We start from the raw sequence: 17402 nt of genomic DNA, 5'->3' as shown, positions 1-17402 counted from the left end.
CCTGATAAATTTGTACTTTTAACCATGATGTTTCAGTGGTGAGAAACTCAAACATCATCATATTGGTGGAGGTTTCCTCCACCAATTGTACTTTTCTTATATTAATACTGATAACATAGCTTTTAATCGGATACCAGTAATATGAAATCAAGATGGATTTTGTCTATTGATGTTAAGCCCGTTATTTTCGCATATCATGATTGTATTCAAGTATATATGGTACTATTTCTTTTGGCTGGTTGTAAAGGTTGGGTTAGCCTTTTATTTTAAAAGAATAAAAATCGCTGGTCTGGAAAATGTCCCGAAAAATGCACCTGTGATTTTTGGTGCCAATCATGAAAATGCTTTTATGGATGCTTTAATCATTACAACAAGGCTTACTAGGTTTTCACACTATCTGGTGAGGGCAGATGTGTTCAAAAATGCTTTAGTCAAGACCCTTTTCAGTTGGTTCAATATGCTTCCGGTTTACAGGATTAGGGATGGGTTTGGCAGTATTAAGGGGAATCAGGAAATCTTTCAATCGTGTTACAATGCACTTGCCAAAGGAAGGGCATTGATTATGTTTCCGGAAGGAAAACATGACATCAGAAGAATATCCAGGGAACTGACCAAGGGGATTTCAAGAATAGCCTTGGGGGCTGTAAATTCCGAAAATGCTCCAAAGGAATTGTATGTAGTACCAGTAGGACTAAACTATACAGATCATAAACTTTTTCGATCTTCTGTTCATGTTGTTTTTGGTGAGGCCATTAAGGTGGAAAAGGCTACTTATGATGCTCGGAGTTTAGACACATTGAGAAATGAAATAAATGAAGGATTGATTAACTGCACCATTGGTCTTCAGGAAGCTTATTATGATCAATTGGATACATTAGTTTTCAAAACAGAAGGTGGGTATGACTTGTCTGATCCCAAGCCAATAAATACCCGTACCAATAATTTATTAAAATGCTATATAGCTAAGAACAACGATGGGCTGGATTTGGCCATTGAGGAGTTCGACGAAATACTGAAAAATCTTGGAGTAAAAAACTGGGAATCGATAAAAGACCTTAATACATCCTATACTTTTCTCCGTTTGTTGCTTTTACTTCCAGTCTATTTATTTGGACTAATACATAATTTGATTCCAATGATTCTGATAGAGTCCTTAATTGCTTTAAAAGTCGAAGACAAGGTATTTACGGCTTCTATCAAATTTTCTGTTGGATTGTTTTTATTTCCCCTTTTTTGGTTTTTAGAAGCCGCCTATTTCAATACTTATAATCCTTCCATTTATTTGTATGTGATTTATTGGTGTAGTCTTCCCTTTTCATTGTTGATTGTAAACTATTATCATAAAACAGTCAGACTGTATTGGGCGAAAAGGAAGCTGGAAAAAAATCCGGAAATGGCGGCATCATTGAATGGTTGCCTTGATTATATTGACGAGTTTAAAGCCAAATGTAGTTAACTACAAATCCCACTTACAAACCTGTCTTTTCCATTCAAATCTTTATAGATATACACATCGGAGTATCCGAAATCATGTAGCATGGTTTTTACTTCCGATCCAAATTTCTCATTGATTTCAAAATAAAGTTTACCGTTTGTATTGAGTGCCTTTTTTGATTTCTCTGCAACAACCCTGTAAAAAATCAACGGATCTTCATCGGAAACAAACAATGCCAGATGGGGATCAAAATCTGTTACGTTTTGATGCATTTGTTTTTTCTCACTATCGAGCACATAGGGAGGATTGCTCACAATGATGTCAAATGCACTTTCGGGTATCTCTTCATTCAAAATATTGCATTTAAGGAATGTCACATTGGCTTCCAGTGCATTGGAATTTTGACTGGCAGTATCTAATGCGAGATCGCTTATATCCAAGGCATGAACTTCTGAATTTCTAATTTCAAGTGCCAAACTACAGGCTATACATCCCGATCCTGTTCCAATATCCAGAATTTTAGGTGTAGTTAAGGTATTTTTTTTCACAATTAATTGAATCAACTCTTCCGTTTCCTGACGAGGAACAAGTACATGTTCGTTTACTTTAAATTTTCTTCCATAGAAATCTGCTTCTCCAAAAATATGTTGAATCGGTTCGTTACGGAGCAAGCGGTCTATTATCAGGTTCAAAGAGTCGTTTTTTTCTTCAGAAATATTGATTGCAGAATTAAGCAACAAATCTGTTCGAGACGATCCGAATATGTTTTCTAAAAGATGAAATGCCAAAGTTTCACGCTCGTCTTTGGAATAAACCGGAGAAAGCAGATCTGCTATTTTTAGGTGAAGGTCTTTGGAAAAAATACTGTGCATCGGGCAAAAATAGGGAAAGAAACATAACTTTGGTTTGCACATGAGTGAGTACGATAGCAAATATATGACACGGGCCTTTGAGCTTGCCAAACAAGGTCTGGGAAACGTAAGCCCCAACCCAATGGTGGGTTGTGTAATTGTACATAATGACCGTATCATTGGTGAAGGATGGCATCAAAAATACGGAGAACCTCATGCAGAAGTAAATGCAGTCAACAGTGTGAAAGGCCAATCTTTATTGAGTGAAGCAACTGCTTATGTAACGTTAGAGCCATGTGTACATTATGGCAAAACCCCACCTTGTGCCGATTTGCTCATTAGTCATCAACTGAAAAAAGTAGTGATTGCTAATACCGATCCTTTTCCACTGGTAAATGGAGGCGGCATAAAAAAACTCGAACATGCTGGAATAGAGGTAAAGATTGGAGTGTTGGAAGAAGTTGGTAGGGAAATAAACAAACGCTTCTTTTCGGCTATAGAAAAAAAGAGACCTTACATCATTTTAAAATGGGCACAAACTGCTGATGGGTTTATTGCCAGAGAAAACTTTGATTCGAAGTGGATCAGTAATGAATACTCCAGAAAACTAGTACACAAGTGGCGGGCAGAAGAAGATGCCATCCTTGTAGGAACTAATACCGCCAAATATGACAATCCTTCGCTTAACGTAAGGGGCTGGGAGGGCAACAACCCACTCCGATTGGTTATTAATAAAAATTTAAGTTTGGACAACAGTCTTAATTTATTCGATAGGACAATTCCAACCGTATGCTACAATCTGAAGAAAGACGAGATAGCTGAAAACCTTATTTTCAAAAAAATAAGTAAGGGGCACGTGATCCGGGATATCTTGTTTGATCTCGACGAAAGAAAAATACAATCCTTGATTGTGGAAGGAGGTAGTAGCCTGATAAATTCTTTTATTTCTGAAGGACTTTGGGATGAAGCCAGAGTTTTTACTGCCAAAAACACTTTTGGCAATGGCATAGCTGCTCCTAAGACTTTCGGAAAATTGATTAGTAGTGAAAGTGTAAAGGGTGATCAATTGGATATTTATGTCAATAAATGACATTATGATTGAAATTAAAATATACCCTTCTACTTGTACATGTCTTTTTCAATAAGGCTTAATGCCAAATCATCCAGCCTTTCATGTCCACCTTCAAAAAGGGTGATTTGTAGTTTGTCCTGATAGTTTTTTTCGTAATAAATAGCTCTCCCACCTATCGAACCGTTGACAGTAGCAAATCCTCTATAGGTCAGTAAGTCAATAATATCTTCATTTGAAATTAGTGCTTTGGACTCAGCATTGTCAATGTCCTTGACTGTTTTATTATAAAAATTAATTGAATGCGTGATCGGAACAGAGCCAGTATATCCATCGTGTACTCCAGCATAAATATACAGTTTGCTTTTCATTCGCTTTTCAACTGGAGTTTCCATAAAAAAGGGTGACCTCCTTTTCGCTTCTTCTATATCGATATGGTAGTTCTTTTTATCAAATTTTTGTCCGGTAGTAGCAAGGGCAATATCTCTGGAGTATTTGTTTTTTCGACCCTCCGATTCATAGTACCAATCGATCAAGTTTGAAATAGAAGCCCACGCAGTAAAAGTCTTGATTTGATGTTTTGTCTGCATATAAGCGAGCAGCGTAGTATATCCCCCTCCACTCACGCCGGTGATGTGAATTTCGTTGAGGTCAACATTGCCATTTTTTATGGCATAGTCTATGGCATCATCGATATCGCTTAAAACCAAAGCACTTCCACATGCTTCAAACGTATTGTTTGACCCTCTGAAATCTGGGTGTATGTAATTATAGTCCTTATTAATGCATTGCCACGAAAGGGTATCCTTCTGATCATAACCACCGCTCCACGTATGCAAACTGACAATAAGGGGCCTGGTCTTGTCACTTTTACTTTTGTAGAAGTAGGCATGTTGTTTTTCCTTGTCCACACTAGAAGGAATCTTCACCACTTCGCATTCCGATGGCCAATCCTTAGACTTCACATCGTCCCACTTGATATTCTCTTGTGAAAACAGGTTAAATGAGAGAAAAAGGAAAATGGTTAGGTAATAATATCTACTCATGTTTTTTTGTCGATTTGTGTAGTTTCCTCTTAGAGCTGAAAGTATCTGTAACGTAATATTAATCTAACACACTTTTATTATATATTTCCATTTATTAACTTCCAATATTAATTATTAATTATTAAAAACAACTTTCCCACTTCCATCTTGTAGCAATTACAGCATGAACAAGTTAGCCTCATCAACAATTTTATTTCTTTTCTTATTTTGTTCAAATATTATAGCACAAGAAGCAGAATACGTACCGGGAAAATTATTGGTGAAATTCAAAAAACAGTTTAACACTTCTTCTTTATCAACAAATGATAACAACGGTTTTAAAACATTAGCCATTAAAAATGAAACGAGTATTGATGAGCTGGTAAGAAAGCATAAGGTTTCCGGAATTGAACCACTCGGTTTTAATAATTCTTCCCAAACAGGCAGAATTAGAACACTCTCTCAGGAAAGCGAACCAAAACTGTTGAAGTTTACCCTCGAAGGGGAGGCAGATTTACAGAAGGCTATAGAAGAATTTAAAGCAGACAGTAATGTCCTTTATTCCGAGCCGGATTACTACTTCAAAGCTCACATAACCCCAGATGATACCAAAGTAGATGAGCAATGGCACTTGAAAACAGTAGGGGCATTTGAGGCTTGGGATATAGCTCAGGGAGAAGGTCAAATTATAGCGATATTGGATACTGGTGTTGATCCAAATCATCCTGATCTGGTAAATAATTTACTCTCTGGCTATGATTTTGTAAATGAAGACAGTGATCCTCGTGATGACAATATGCACGGTACTCATGTTGCCGGCATTGCAGCTGCTGAGTTTAATAATAATTTAGGGATAGCTGGTATAGCGCCAAAGGCTAAAATATTACCTGTGAAAGTGATCAACAAATCTGGTCTGGCTTCTACCAGTGACATCATACAAGGAATAGAATACGCAGTAAATAATGGAGCGACAGTCATCAATATGAGTTTTGGAGGTAGTACGGAATCTTTGGCACTAAAGGATGCTTTGGAAGATGCCACCCTAAGTGCTACCCTTGTGGCATCTGCAGGGAATAATGGACTACCTATGATACAAGAAGCAGAGCCGTTCCAGCCCAGTACAGCTATATTTCCGGCAGCCTATCCATTTGTAATAGGGGTAGAAGCTATAGATCAATTTGATAATAGAGCAAAATTTTCCAATTACGATCCTAGTGGTCCTGTTAGGTTTACAAATCAATTTGGATATAATTATGAATTGAAAGCACCCGGTGTTGGAATATTAAGTACGATCCCAGGAAGTGACTACCGAACCTTGAATGGTACATCAATGTCTGCACCTATTGTTTCTGGTGCGGTAGCTTTAATTAAAGATGCCAACCCTGGAATCACCAATAACGAAATCTTCTCTCAGCTCATTGGTTCTTCTGACAATGGTATTTTGAACATTTTAAATTCCCTTACTCAAAGTGGATTGGATCCTGACCTGATATTTACTGGGATAACTCTGGCTGATACCATTCCAGATTCGGGAGCAGACATGGATTTTGAGGTAGATACGGGAGAACAGATTGAAATATCCTTTTCGGTGAAAAATGCGGGAGGATCAATAGATGGTGTAACCGTAACACTGGCACTCGCAGATTCTGAAGACCCTACCTCCGCTCAAATAATAAAAGGCACCAGTACTATAGGAAACGTAGGAATTTTCGCTACCAACAACGGCGATCTAGACCCTCTGGTTGTGGAATTTTCTTCCGAGCTTAAACATGAACAGGAAGTCTGGTTTAAATATGACATTACCAACTCCACTAACTCAGATATAATCAGCGGAGAGATATCAATAAAAGTATCGAATGCAGAATTCCTGCAAGGAATTGTAACAGAAGATCTAACCATTACATCAGATAAACTCTGGGTGGTAAGGAATAGCTTTAAAATAGCAGAAGGAGCAACACTAACCATTGAAGCAGGTACTAATTTGATTTTAGAGAATAAGATCGTTAATCAGGGCACTATTGATGCTAGGGGGGACAAAAATAATTTAATAAATCTTTACCTTAATAGTACACAAGGTGAGCCTATTAGATACTTAACTGGAAATATTAGATTGAATTATGTAAATATTGAATCAACCAACAATTCTCAAGATTATTTTTATTACTCAATAGTATCAGGGGATTATCAAATTGTCGAAAACTGTATTTTCAAGAATATCCTAACTAGAGGACTTTTTCAGGGGTCTTACTCTCAAACTATTATTAGAAACTGTATTTTCAAAAATATTGAAATATCCGATTCCCTTATTTCAGATGAGAACTTACTACTAACCACTAATAACTTTGACAACATATCGTGTGGTGGGGCGGCTCTGATATCCGCACTCTTGCTCAAGAGTGACGTAATTCAAGCAAACAATTTTTCACGTATAATAAATGCGAGTGAAATCATCTTTTTGGGATCCAGATTTCCCCAAAATGACCAATACAGTTTGGTGGAAAACAATTTTCTTACTGGTAAGAATAGGAGATCCATAGATGCAATGGAAATCCCAGTTTATCGAGCGAGTGGTGGACTAAATTTTAAAAAGTTAAATGCTAACTATTATGGTATAAATGACTCTACTACTATCAGCAATAGCTATATTTATGACTTTTGGGATGATGCCGAGTTGGCACTGGTTGACTTTGTTCCGTTTTTAGATAAACCTTCTTATGAAGCTCACGGGGTTGTTTGGAAAGTGGAATTAAATGATGTGGATCCTCAAGAAGAAACTTTAGATCCAATAGGAAATGAAAGGGTCAAGTTTGATGTGTATTTTAACCGTCCAATGGATAAGAGTTTTCAGCCCATTCTTAGTTTTGGGGTAAAAGCTCCTTTTACCGATTATCAGGTGAATCAAAATGCAAGCTGGAATAGTGATGGTACAATTTGGACCGCTTATGCAGACATTGATATCCGAAACAGTGATGGTCTAAATAGCATCAGAGTTGCTGGTTCAAGAGATTTGGAAGGCTTTGAGATTCCCCAAGAAAACAATCAAAGGTTTCAATTCCTCATTCAGACAACTTCAGCGCTTTCAACTGATCTAACTGCTAGCAGGATTGAAGATGATGTTCAACTCAACTGGGAATTAGATCAATTTGAAGACTTGTTGGGTTACAATATTTATAGGATTGACACTACCAAAAATGAATTTGACCCAATGTCAAATGGGCAAGACACACTACAGGTAAACGATCAATTGATTCTCAAAAAGAATTTTAAAGATATGGAAACCGATCCTTCCAAAGTGTACTGGTATATGTTAACAGCAGTAAATGCGAATTTTGAAGAATCTTCTTTTTCTGATGCTGTCAAAGTTCTACCAACTGATCCTTCAAATAACTCCCCCACAGAGATTCTTTTAGATAATAATCAAGTTGTGGAGGAATTAGAATTAGGAACGTTTGTTGGAAAGTTTTCTACGATTGATATTGATGTCGATGATATTCACTCGTATGAGTTGGTTACAGGGTCTGGTGATGAAGACAATGAATTGTTCAAAATCGTTGATGCAAATCTTATAACGAACGATTTTTTGGATTTCGATCTCCGTACTACACATAAGATACGAGTAATAACTACTGACGGAAGAGGAGGAGGTTTTGAGAAAGAATTTATTATTACAGTCACCGATGGGCTGGAAAATAATGTACCCTCCAACATTCAGCTGTCTAATACACAGATCATGGAGAATAATGAAATTGGAGTGGCCATAGGAGCAATCTCCACTTCTGATAATGATCTTTCCGATAATCATTATTATTCTCTTTTGAATGGAATATTAGATAATGAATTTTTCAAGATTGACGAAAATCAACTTAAGGCAATAACAAAATTTGATTTTGAGCAAAAATCAAGCTACAAAATAACTATTGTAACCGATGACAATCGTGGTGGTGCCTACACAAAAAACTTCACTATCAACATTGAGGATGATCCAAATGAAAACAATATACCAACAGATTTTAATCTTACGGCTTTGGAGATATTGGAGAATGAGCCAGTTGGTTCTATAGTTGGGATTTTTTCTACGATTGATCCTGACGAAGACGATCATACATACAATTTAGTATCTGGTTTGGGTGATAACGATAATTCCAAATTTTCTATCATTGGGGATGAACTATTAAGCAACCATATTTTTGACTTTGAGACGAAAGAAAGTCGTAGTATTAGAGTGAGTGTTGATGACGGAAATGGAGGGGTAATCGAAAAAGTATTCGTAATTGATGTTATTGATGAAAATGAAGATAATAATAGTGTTCCGACGGATATCCAGATTGACAATTCTGATGTCAATGAAAATGAGTTATCCGGAACACTGGTAGGAAGTTTTACAAGTGTCGATCTTGATGTTGATGATGTACATAATTATAGTTTAGTGTCGGGATCTGGAGCTATAGATAATTCTAATTTTTATATAACGGATGCTAATCTATATAGCAATGTGGCATTCGATTTCGAGAAGCAGTCACAGTATAGCATCAGGGTGCAAAGTAATGATGGCAATGGAGGTACGATAGAGAAAATATTTACTATCTACATAAATGATATTGATGATGATCCAAATGAGAATCCAACGAACGTCACTTTAAGCAATAATACCATTTTAGAGACTGAACCAGTTGGCACTGCAATCGGTAGTTTTGCTACTGATGATCCAGATGAAAATGATATACATATTTACTATATGGTGGCTGGATCAGGTGATTCAGACAATGCAAGTTTTAGCATTTCAGAAGCGCAGCTATTAAGTAAAGAGTCATTCGATTATGAAACTCAGAGCAACTACAGCATCCGTATCAGAAGCGATGATGGAAATGGTGGAAGCATAGAGGAAGTATTTGTCATATCCATAACTGATGTAGATGAACCAACAAATAGTGCTCCTTCTGATATTTTACTTAGTAATGATGTAATAGTGGAAAATCTATCGGTCGGAAGTACTATTGGGGTATTTTCATCTGTTGACTTGGATGCCAATGATAGTCATAAATATTACCTTGTAGCCGGAATAGGCGATGATGATAATTCTAGTTTTTCCATCACAAAAGATGAGCTGGTGGGTGAAGTTGTTTTTGATTATGAACAACAAAATCTATATTCTATACGAGTCAGAACCCTTGACAAGGAAAACGAAAGTTTTGAAAATATTTTCGAAATTAATATAGAAAACGATACTGAAGAACCTGTCGTTTCAGGAATGAATGATGTGAATCAAAATAAGTTTAAGCTATTTCCTAATCCTACATCTACCTATTTACAAATAAGTATTGAGGGTTATGAGTTTAAAAACATTGAATTGATTATTTCAGATTTGGCTGGTAATAAATTAAGCCAAAGTAATGGAAAGTTGACTCATATAAATACACATTTGAAAAGTAAAATTCCTAGTTTAAGTAATGGGATGTACATTATTCAATTGATTACCGAAGGACTTTATATCAACAAGAATTTCATTAAACAATAAAAAAACCCGCTTATGGCGGGTTTTTTCAATTATATCAAAGTATAAATTTTTAGCTTCCACAAGCCTCGCATCCTTCCGGGTTGTCCAGTGAGCAAGTCATGTCAGCAGCTTTTCTTAATTCTTCTTCCTGAAGCTCAATGGCAGTTTTTGGCTTGTCTCTTGCTTCTTGCTTGCCTAATGTAAATTTGATTGCATCGGCTGCCGCTTTTGTTCTCAAATAGTACATTCCAGTCTTCAATCCTTTTTCCCAGGCATAGAAGTGCATAGAAGTCATCTTGCCGAAGTTAGGCTCTTGCAAGTGTATGTTCAGGCTTTGGCTCTGGCAAATATATGCGCCACGGTCAGCAGACATGTCTATAATAGCCTTCTGAGAAATTTCCCATACTGTTTTGTAAAGCTCTTTAATATCTTTAGGAATTTCAGGAATGTTTTGAACAGAACCGTTTGCCTGCATGATTCTGTTTTTCATGCTTTCATCCCAAAGGTTCAAAGCAATAAGGTCTTTCATCAAATGTTTGTTCACAACAATGAACTCACCTGACAATACCCTTCTGGTATAAATGTTTGAAGTATAAGGCTCAAAGCATTCGTTGTTTCCAAGAATCTGAGAAGTAGAGGCTGTTGGCATAGGAGCAAGTAACAATGAGTTTCTTACGCCATGCTTTTTCACTTCCTGCTTCAATGATGTCCAGTCCCAACGGTCTGAAGGAGTCACATTCCACATGTCAAACTGGAAGATTCCTTTTGACACAGGGGATCCTTTAAATGTTTCATAAGGGCCTTCCGCAATGGCACAATCTTTTGAAGCTGTCATTGCTGCAAAATAAAGTGTCTCAAATATTTCTTTATTAAGCTTACGGGCAGCTGGAGAGTCAAACGGCATTCTCAACATGATGAATGTATCCGCTAATCCCTGAATACCAATACCTATTGGCCTGTGTTTCATGTTAGAATTTCTAGCCTCAGGTACAGGGTAGTAATTCACATCGATTACCTTGTTAAGGTTTTTAGTCATCACATAAGTAATGTCATAAAGTTTTTGGTGATCGAATTCTCCGGTTTCTTCATTTACAAATTTTGGAAGTGCCACAGAAGCCAGGTTACAAACAGCTACCTCATCAGGAGAAGTATATTCCATGATTTCAGTACACAAGTTACTAGACTTGATAGTACCCAGATTTTTCTGGTTAGATTTCTTGTTGGCGGCATCTTTGTACAACATATAAGGTGTACCTGTTTCAATTTGAGATTCCAATACCTCAAACCAAAGGTCTTGTGCTTTTATAGTTCTTCTGCCTCTTCCTTCTGTTTCGTATTTTTCATACAATTTTTCAAATTCCTCGCCATAAACTTCTGACAACCCAGGGCATTCGTGTGGACACATAAGTGTCCAGTCTCCATTTTCTTTTACCCTTTTCATAAAAAGGTCTGGAGTCCAAAGAGCATAAAACAAGTCTCTTGCTCTCAGTTCTTCCTTACCATGATTTTTCTTTAAATCAAGAAAATCAAAAATATCTGCATGCCATGGCTCAAGGTAAATAGCAAAAGAGCCTTTCCTTTTCCCTCCTCCCTGATCTACATACCTGGCAGTCATGTCGAAGTTTCTAAGCATTGGTACGATTCCGTTACTCACACCATTTGTGCCTTTGATGTATGATCCTGTGGCGCGTATATTATGGATGCTTAACCCAATCCCACCTGCAGACTGAGAAATTTTTGCTGTTTGTTTGAGTGTGTCATATATGCCATCAATACTGTCGTCCTTCATTGTCAAGAGAAAACAAGAAGAAAGCTGAGGTTTAGGAGTACCTGCATTGAAAAGAGTAGGGGTTGCGTGCGTAAACCACTTCTCAGATAGTAAATTGTATGTTTCTATAGCAGCATTGATGTCTTCCTTGTGAATGCCAATAGCCACTCTCATAAGCATGTGCTGAGGGCGTTCTACTATTTTGCCATCAAGTTTCATCAGGTACGATCTTTCCAGCGTTTTAAAGCCGAAATAATCATAATTGAAATCTCTGTCATAAATAATAGTGCTGTCTAATAATGCCGCATTCTTTTTTATAATGCCATAAATCTCCGTAGAGATTAAAGAAGCATTCTCACCTGTTTTAGGATCTATATAGGTGTAGAGCCTTTTCATTGTATTTGAAAAAGACTTACTAGTCACCTTGTGTAGGTTTGATGTGGCGATTCTTGCTGCCAGTTTTGCAAAGTCCGGATGTGCAGTGGTCATGGATGCAGCAGTTTCAGCAGCAAGGTTGTCCAACTCTACGGTGGTTACTCCATCGTAAATCCCGGTAATTACCTTTTTGGCAATATCAATAGGTTCAATATATTTTGTATTGAGCCCGTAGCACATTTTATCTATTCGGGCGGTGATCTTGTCAAATTTGACGGATTCTCTTCTTCCGTCTCTCTTTAATACTAACATAGGTGCACAGGTTATTTATTTATCATTAGAATCTGTATTGCTACAGACAGGTATTTAAAAATCTTCGCTTAAACTAAATTTCGGTGAATCATCGTCACCGTCTTTCATTACTCCCGCTTTTTGGTATTCTGCAACTCGTTTTTCAAAAAAGTTAGTTTTCCCTTGAAGAGAAATCATATCCATAAAATCAAACGGATTGGTGGTATTATATATTTTATCGCATTCTAACTCGGACAACAATCGATCTGCAACAAATTCAATATACTGACACATAAGTTCAGCATTCATTCCAATGAGCTTTACTGGAATAGCATCGGTTACAAATTCCTTTTCAATTTCTACAGCATCTTTTATTATCTTGGTTACGGTTTCTTTTGGCAGTTGATTTACCAAATGCTCATTATATATAAGACATGCAAAATCACAGTGCAGTCCTTCATCACGAGAAATCAACTCATTGGAAAAAGTAAGTCCTGGCATTAGTCCTCTTTTTTTCAGCCAAAAGATAGAACAGAAACTTCCTGAGAAGAATATGCCTTCTACAGCAGCAAATGCAATCAGTCTTTCAGCAAAAGAACCATTGTCTATCCATCTCAAAGCCCAATCAGCTTTTCTCTTTACACATGGTATAGTTTCAATTGCATTAAAAAGCTTACTCTTCTCAGCCGGGTCTTTTACGTAAGTGTCTATTAGGAGTGAGTAAGTTTCAGAATGTATGTTTTCTATCGCAATCTGGAAACCGTAAAAGAACTTGGCTTCCGTATATTGTACTTCTGATAAAAAGTTTTCCGCCAAGTTTTCATTTACAATACCATCGCTTGCTGCAAAAAAGGCCAGTACATGTGATATAAAATGTCTTTCACCATCATTGAGATTGTTCCAATCTTTTAAATCCTGACTCAGGTCTATTTCTTCAGCAGTCCAAATGCTGGCTTCTGCTTTTTTATAAAATTGCCAGATGTCATTTTTTTGAATTGGGAAAAGTACAAAACGATCTTTATTTTCTTTAAGTATTGGTTCTTCTTGCATTGCGTCGCTTTTCATTCTTTTGTTTCCCTTGGTTTTAATTCTAGGACAATAAGTCACTGTAAACAAAAAATTCAGAAACTACAGAAATCCGCAGTATCTGACTGATTGTTCTATTTTTTTAGCTGGTGTATATTTTTCTTTGGAATATCTGAAGAACCCGGCGTATGATTCTTTTGTTCAGACAATACAAATATGATGAAAAGCACATTAAAAATCAAAGGTCAATACCCTTTGTGAATGGGATTTAAGGTTGTCATAAAATTTCACTTAATTGTTTGATAGTTAAAGTATTGTTGGATGAAATTAAATCAAAACTTCATTTTATACTGGCAGAAATTGGGGGTAAAAAAAAGTGAAAATAAATTAAATTATTTTTTTGAGTGAAAATGTAGTAAGGATGGTTTGCTATTGTGATTCAATTCTGTATTTTTGCACTCCATTTTTAAAAAAACCAAGTATTAAGGTAATTTTTATGTACGCAATAGTTGATATAGCAGGAAAGCAGTTCAAAGTAACACAAGACCAATTCGTTTATGCTCCGGTATTAGAAGGCGAAGAAGGCGCTTCCGTAGAATTTAATGACGTATTGTTGATAGACAATGACGGAAAAGTGAAAGTTGGAACTCCTACAGTAAAGGGTTCTAAGGTGACAGGTAAAATTCTTGGTCACGTGAAAGACGACAAAGTCGTTGTTTTCAAAAAGAAAAGAAGAAAAGGATATAAAGTCAAGAATGGCCACAGACAGCAATTGACTAAAGTTTTAATTGAAACCATTTCATAAAGATATAATCTCATGGCACATAAGAAAGGAGCAGGTAGCTCTAAAAACGGAAGAGAGTCACATAGTAAAAGACTAGGTGTAAAAATCTTTGGTGGGCAGGACATTATAGCCGGCAACATCATTGTAAGACAAAGAGGAACGGTTCATCACCCTGGTACTAACGTAGGGATGGGTAAAGACCACACCTTATTTGCTTTAACTGATGGTAAAGTTGAGTTCAAAAAAGGAAGGCAAAACAGATCTTTTGTTTCCGTGGTAACTGAAACAGAAGCTTAATATTTAATAATATTCAGAGCACAAAAAAACACAACTCATTTGAGTTGTGTTTTTTTGTGCTCTGTCTCTTTATGCTTAGAAAGCTACTAATTTTTCTTTATGTTTTTTCAGTTGACGCCTTAGTGATTCTACGGCTTCATCTGCAGCAGCTTCAAATGAATTTGATTGCTGCTTTGCAAACAATTGATTCCCGGGAATATTGAGTTTAATCTCAATAACTTTGTTTTCATTTGACTCGTTTTTTTCTATTCGCAAGAACACCTCTCCGTCAATTATTCTGTCGAAAAAAGTTTCCAATTTATCCGCTTTTTTTTGGATAAAATCAACAAGCTTGTTGTCAGCGTCGAAATGAATGGAATGCATTTGTAACTTCATAATGTTTAAAGTTTATATGTTGAAAAAATTATGCCTTAGGGTGAGCCTGATCAAATACTGATTTTAGTTTCTCAAGAGAATTGTGAGTGTAAACCTGAGTGGCAGCAAGACTAGAGTGACCCAGCAAGTCTTTAACAGCATTTAGGTCTGCTCCCTTATCCAGTAAGTGTGTGGCAAATGTATGCCTTAGGACGTGAGGACTTTTCTTAGAAGATTTAGTTATATGTTCCAAATATTTCTTCACAGTTCTGTACACCATCATTGGATAACACTTCTTTCCAGCGTCGGTTAACAATAAAACATCATCTCTTGATTCGCCAAATAGCTCATTTCTTTTGGCAATATATATATTGATAATATTAACGATTTCTTTGGTTAAAGGGATTACCCTTTCCTTATTTCTTTTTCCTAAAACTTTCACAGTGCTGTCATAGAGGCTGATGGACCGGTCTGATATGTTTATGAGCTCGGACAGGCGGATGCCAGTGCCATAAAAAAGCTCCAGAATAAGCTTGTCTCTTAGACCAAAAAAGTCTTTGACAAAATCTACTTTGTCCAGCAGTGTATCCATTTCTTTTTTCTGCACAAACTCTGGCAGAGGCTTGTCTGTTTTGAGTGGTTTTAGCTTAGTAGCCGGATTGTCATTAATTATTTCCCGGGAATGCAGGAACTTATAGAATGACCTAAGGGTTGCTATCTTTCTATTGACTGAGCGAGGGTTTATTTTATCTTCTATTAAGGATACGATCCAAGATCGAAGAATTTTGTGGTTAAGATCACACATCTCCAGATTTGGATCAATCCGGGTAACAAAAGTTTCTGCCTGAAGCAGGTCATTCTTGTATGATAGAATGGTGTGCTCGCTGTACTTTTTCTCGTGAAGGAGGTATTTTAAATAGGTATTTATCATGTAGTATTACCCTTTCTCGAAAGGTAATACTAACTTAATAAATTCAATTTAATAATTACTATAATTTAGTAATTATCACTCGCATACATTTTTTGTTTGTATGCTGCTTTTATAACTTCTTTTCTTCGGGTAATAGATGGTTTTTCGAAATGAGTTCTTGCTCTCAATTCTTTCAAAACGCCAGTCTTTTCAAACTTCTTTTTGAATCTTTTAAGTGCTCTATCTACCGATTCGTTTTCTTTTACGTTAATGATCAACATATTTCATTATTATTAATTGGGCTGCAAATGTAGAAGTATTAAAATAAAATGCCAAACAATATTAGTTATTTGCTTGGGCATTTATAGAAATAGTAGCTCTCATTTTAATATTGACCGGGAAATGACCATTTTTTGAATGTTTGAAGTTCCTTCACCGATGGTACAAAGTTTAGCGTCTCTGTAATATTTTTCTACAGGGAAGTCTTTGACATAACCATATCCCCCAAAAATTTGTACGGCATCATTAGCCACACTTACGGCGGTTTCTGATGTAAATAGTTTGGCCATTGCAGATTCTTTGTTTACCTCTTTTCCTTCATTTTTGAGTTGAGCAGCTCTGTAGGTAAGAAGCTCAGCAGCTTCTATGTTTGTTGCCATTTCTGAAAGCTTAAAGGAGACGCCTTGGAAGCTGGAAATTGGCTTGTTGAACTGATGCCTTTCTTTTGAATATGAAATGGCAGCTTCCAGAGCACCTTTTGAGATTCCAAGTCCCAGAGCAGCAATAGAAATTCTACCCCCATCCAATACTTTAAGCGATTGAATAAAACCTTCTCCGACTTTGCCCAGAACATTGCTTTCGTGCACTCTGCAATTATCGAATAGCATTTCTGCTGTTTCGGAAGCTCGCATGCCTAGTTTGTTTTCCTTTTTTCCTGCACCAAAACCGGGAGTTCCCCTCTCGATCACAAAAGCTGTCATTGCATGGGAGTCATCTGACTTTCCCGTTCGAGCGATTACTACAGCTACATCTCCGGTTTTTCCATGAGTAATGAAATTCTTTGTTCCGTTGAGTATCCAATAATTTCCGTCTTTTATTGCTATAGTTTTCATGTTGCCAGCATCAGATCCGGTATTGGGTTCGGTAAGGCCCCACGCACCTATCCATTTTGCTGTGGCTAATTTTGGAAGCCATCTCTTTTTTTGCTCTTCATTTCCGAATTGTAAAATGTGTCCGGTACATAGCGAATTATGAGCAGCAACTGATAATCCGATGGATCCATCTATTTTGGATATTTCTGATATAACAGTGACATACTCTTCATACCCAAAACCACTACCACCATATTCCTGAGGTACGAGTACTCCCATTAGCCCTAATGCTCCTAATTTCTTGAATAATTCAATAGGAAAAATTTGATTCTCATCCCACTGCATAATGTTGGGCTTTATTTCCTTTTCGCCAAAACTCCTGATCATATCAATAATCATTTTTTGGTTTTCTTTGATAACATCTTGCGTATTTCCGCTATTGTTTTTCATGTTAACTTGTTCATATTCAGTATGTAGTAGCAAATATATAAATACATTTCGCCAAATGGTTAATATTTTATTTTTGCGAATAAAATAATGTTTATAAGCTTTCCATGAGGGAGTTTATGACTAGAAACGAGTTACATAAGGTTTTATATGTTATAATTTTAATTTTCTCTTATTTTTGCGGC

13 protein-coding genes are annotated in these 17402 nt (G+C 36.6%); 5 read left to right on the top strand and 8 right to left on the bottom strand.

Annotated elements, in window-relative coordinates; genetic code table 11:
• Nucleotides 1–196 precede the first annotated feature (196 nt).
• Entirely contained in the window at nt 197–1456 is a 1260-nt protein-coding gene (locus AAOP42_RS04300) for a lysophospholipid acyltransferase family protein (protein ID WP_349527227.1), read from the top strand.
• Here the strand turns inward: AAOP42_RS04300 and prmC are convergent.
• Nucleotides 1453–2307 carry a peptide chain release factor N(5)-glutamine methyltransferase gene (gene prmC, locus AAOP42_RS04295; RefSeq protein ID WP_349527226.1) on the bottom strand — a complete coding sequence of 285 codons (855 nt, stop codon included), beginning with the start codon at nt 2305–2307 and terminating at the stop codon, nt 1453–1455. The genes AAOP42_RS04300 and prmC overlap by 4 nt on opposite strands.
• A 40-nt stretch (nt 2308–2347) precedes the next feature.
• Here prmC and ribD point away from each other — a divergent pair, with 40 nt between their 5' ends.
• On the top strand, nt 2348–3376 hold the full coding sequence (ribD, locus tag AAOP42_RS04290) for a bifunctional diaminohydroxyphosphoribosylaminopyrimidine deaminase/5-amino-6-(5-phosphoribosylamino)uracil reductase RibD (protein WP_349527225.1): 1029 nt from the start codon (nt 2348–2350) through the stop codon (nt 3374–3376).
• Between the two features lie 29 nt (nt 3377–3405).
• Here the strand turns inward: ribD and AAOP42_RS04285 are convergent, their stop codons facing one another.
• The gene (locus tag AAOP42_RS04285) at nt 3406–4401 is read right to left on the bottom strand and encodes an alpha/beta hydrolase family protein (RefSeq protein ID WP_349527224.1); all 996 of its coding nucleotides are present in this window, start codon (nt 4399–4401) and stop codon (nt 3406–3408) included.
• 163 nt (nt 4402–4564) lie between these two features.
• Here AAOP42_RS04285 and AAOP42_RS04280 point away from each other — a divergent pair, with 163 nt between their 5' ends.
• The gene (locus AAOP42_RS04280; protein ID WP_349527223.1) at nt 4565–9895 is read left to right on the top strand and encodes a S8 family serine peptidase; all 5331 of its coding nucleotides are present in this window, start codon (nt 4565–4567) and stop codon (nt 9893–9895) included.
• 49 nt (nt 9896–9944) lie between these two features.
• Here AAOP42_RS04280 and AAOP42_RS04275 read toward each other — a convergent pair whose 3' ends face one another.
• Together AAOP42_RS04275 and AAOP42_RS04270 are read right to left on the bottom strand one after the other, a co-directional pair.
• Nucleotides 9945–12329 (bottom strand): ribonucleoside-diphosphate reductase subunit alpha, encoded by a 2385-nt coding sequence (locus AAOP42_RS04275; protein ID WP_349527222.1) that lies wholly within the window; start codon nt 12327–12329, stop codon nt 9945–9947.
• Nucleotides 12330–12383: 54 nt separating this feature from the next.
• Entirely contained in the window at nt 12384–13373 is a 990-nt protein-coding gene (locus tag AAOP42_RS04270) for a ribonucleoside-diphosphate reductase small subunit (protein WP_349527221.1), read from the bottom strand.
• Nucleotides 13374–13830: 457 nt separating this feature from the next.
• On the opposite strand from AAOP42_RS04270, the gene rplU reads away from it, so the two are divergent.
• Both rplU and rpmA read left to right on the top strand, forming a co-directional pair.
• Nucleotides 13831–14139: a 50S ribosomal protein L21 gene (gene rplU / locus AAOP42_RS04265; protein ID WP_349527220.1), complete on the top strand. Its 309-nt coding sequence runs from the start codon at nt 13831–13833 to the stop codon at nt 14137–14139.
• 12 nt (nt 14140–14151) lie between these two features.
• Nucleotides 14152–14415, top strand: a complete 264-nt coding sequence (gene rpmA, locus AAOP42_RS04260; RefSeq protein ID WP_349527219.1) for a 50S ribosomal protein L27 — start codon at nt 14152–14154, stop codon at nt 14413–14415.
• Nucleotides 14416–14490: 75 nt separating this feature from the next.
• Here the strand turns inward: rpmA and hpf are convergent, their stop codons facing one another.
• From hpf to AAOP42_RS04240, 4 genes are all read right to left on the bottom strand, one after another.
• Entirely contained in the window at nt 14491–14790 is a 300-nt protein-coding gene (gene hpf / locus AAOP42_RS04255) for a ribosome hibernation-promoting factor, HPF/YfiA family (protein ID WP_349527218.1), read from the bottom strand.
• Between the two features lie 28 nt (nt 14791–14818).
• Nucleotides 14819–15700 (bottom strand): tyrosine-type recombinase/integrase, encoded by an 882-nt coding sequence (locus AAOP42_RS04250; protein WP_349527217.1) that lies wholly within the window; start codon nt 15698–15700, stop codon nt 14819–14821.
• 65 nt (nt 15701–15765) lie between these two features.
• A complete protein-coding gene (gene rpsU, locus AAOP42_RS04245; RefSeq protein ID WP_349527216.1) occupies nt 15766–15960 on the bottom strand; it encodes a 30S ribosomal protein S21 in 195 nt (64 codons plus the stop codon).
• 99 nt (nt 15961–16059) lie between these two features.
• Nucleotides 16060–17220, bottom strand: coding sequence for an acyl-CoA dehydrogenase family protein (locus AAOP42_RS04240; protein WP_349527215.1), 1161 nt, complete (start codon nt 17218–17220; stop codon nt 16060–16062).
• Between the last annotated feature and the right edge of the window lie 182 nt (nt 17221–17402).

This window comes from Reichenbachiella sp. MALMAid0571 (assembly GCF_040151475.1).
Taxonomy (GTDB): domain Bacteria; phylum Bacteroidota; class Bacteroidia; order Cytophagales; family Cyclobacteriaceae; genus CAXBNB01.
Note: the sequence above shows the minus strand (reverse complement) of the source record. Positions and strands in the feature narration are given on the sequence as shown.

What these genes read in the sequence shown, in the direction of transcription:
- rpsU (WP_349527216.1), bottom strand. Translation starts at nt 15,960, where the DNA reads ATGTTGATCATTAACGTAAAAGAAAACGAATCGGTAGATAGAGCACTT.
- AAOP42_RS04280 (WP_349527223.1), top strand. Translation starts at nt 4,565, where the DNA reads ATGAACAAGTTAGCCTCATCAACAATTTTATTTCTTTTCTTATTTTGT.
- AAOP42_RS04275 (WP_349527222.1), bottom strand. Translation starts at nt 12,329, where the DNA reads ATGTTAGTATTAAAGAGAGACGGAAGAAGAGAATCCGTCAAATTTGAC.
- prmC (WP_349527226.1), bottom strand. Translation starts at nt 2,307, where the DNA reads ATGCACAGTATTTTTTCCAAAGACCTTCACCTAAAAATAGCAGATCTG.
- AAOP42_RS04250 (WP_349527217.1), bottom strand. Translation starts at nt 15,700, where the DNA reads ATGATAAATACCTATTTAAAATACCTCCTTCACGAGAAAAAGTACAGC.
- AAOP42_RS04300 (WP_349527227.1), top strand. Translation starts at nt 197, where the DNA reads ATGATTGTATTCAAGTATATATGGTACTATTTCTTTTGGCTGGTTGTA.
- hpf (WP_349527218.1), bottom strand. Translation starts at nt 14,790, where the DNA reads ATGAAGTTACAAATGCATTCCATTCATTTCGACGCTGACAACAAGCTT.
- AAOP42_RS04240 (WP_349527215.1), bottom strand. Translation starts at nt 17,220, where the DNA reads ATGAAAAACAATAGCGGAAATACGCAAGATGTTATCAAAGAAAACCAA.
- ribD (WP_349527225.1), top strand. Translation starts at nt 2,348, where the DNA reads ATGAGTGAGTACGATAGCAAATATATGACACGGGCCTTTGAGCTTGCC.
- rpmA (WP_349527219.1), top strand. Translation starts at nt 14,152, where the DNA reads ATGGCACATAAGAAAGGAGCAGGTAGCTCTAAAAACGGAAGAGAGTCA.
- rplU (WP_349527220.1), top strand. Translation starts at nt 13,831, where the DNA reads ATGTACGCAATAGTTGATATAGCAGGAAAGCAGTTCAAAGTAACACAA.
- AAOP42_RS04285 (WP_349527224.1), bottom strand. Translation starts at nt 4,401, where the DNA reads ATGAGTAGATATTATTACCTAACCATTTTCCTTTTTCTCTCATTTAAC.
- AAOP42_RS04270 (WP_349527221.1), bottom strand. Translation starts at nt 13,373, where the DNA reads ATGAAAAGCGACGCAATGCAAGAAGAACCAATACTTAAAGAAAATAAA.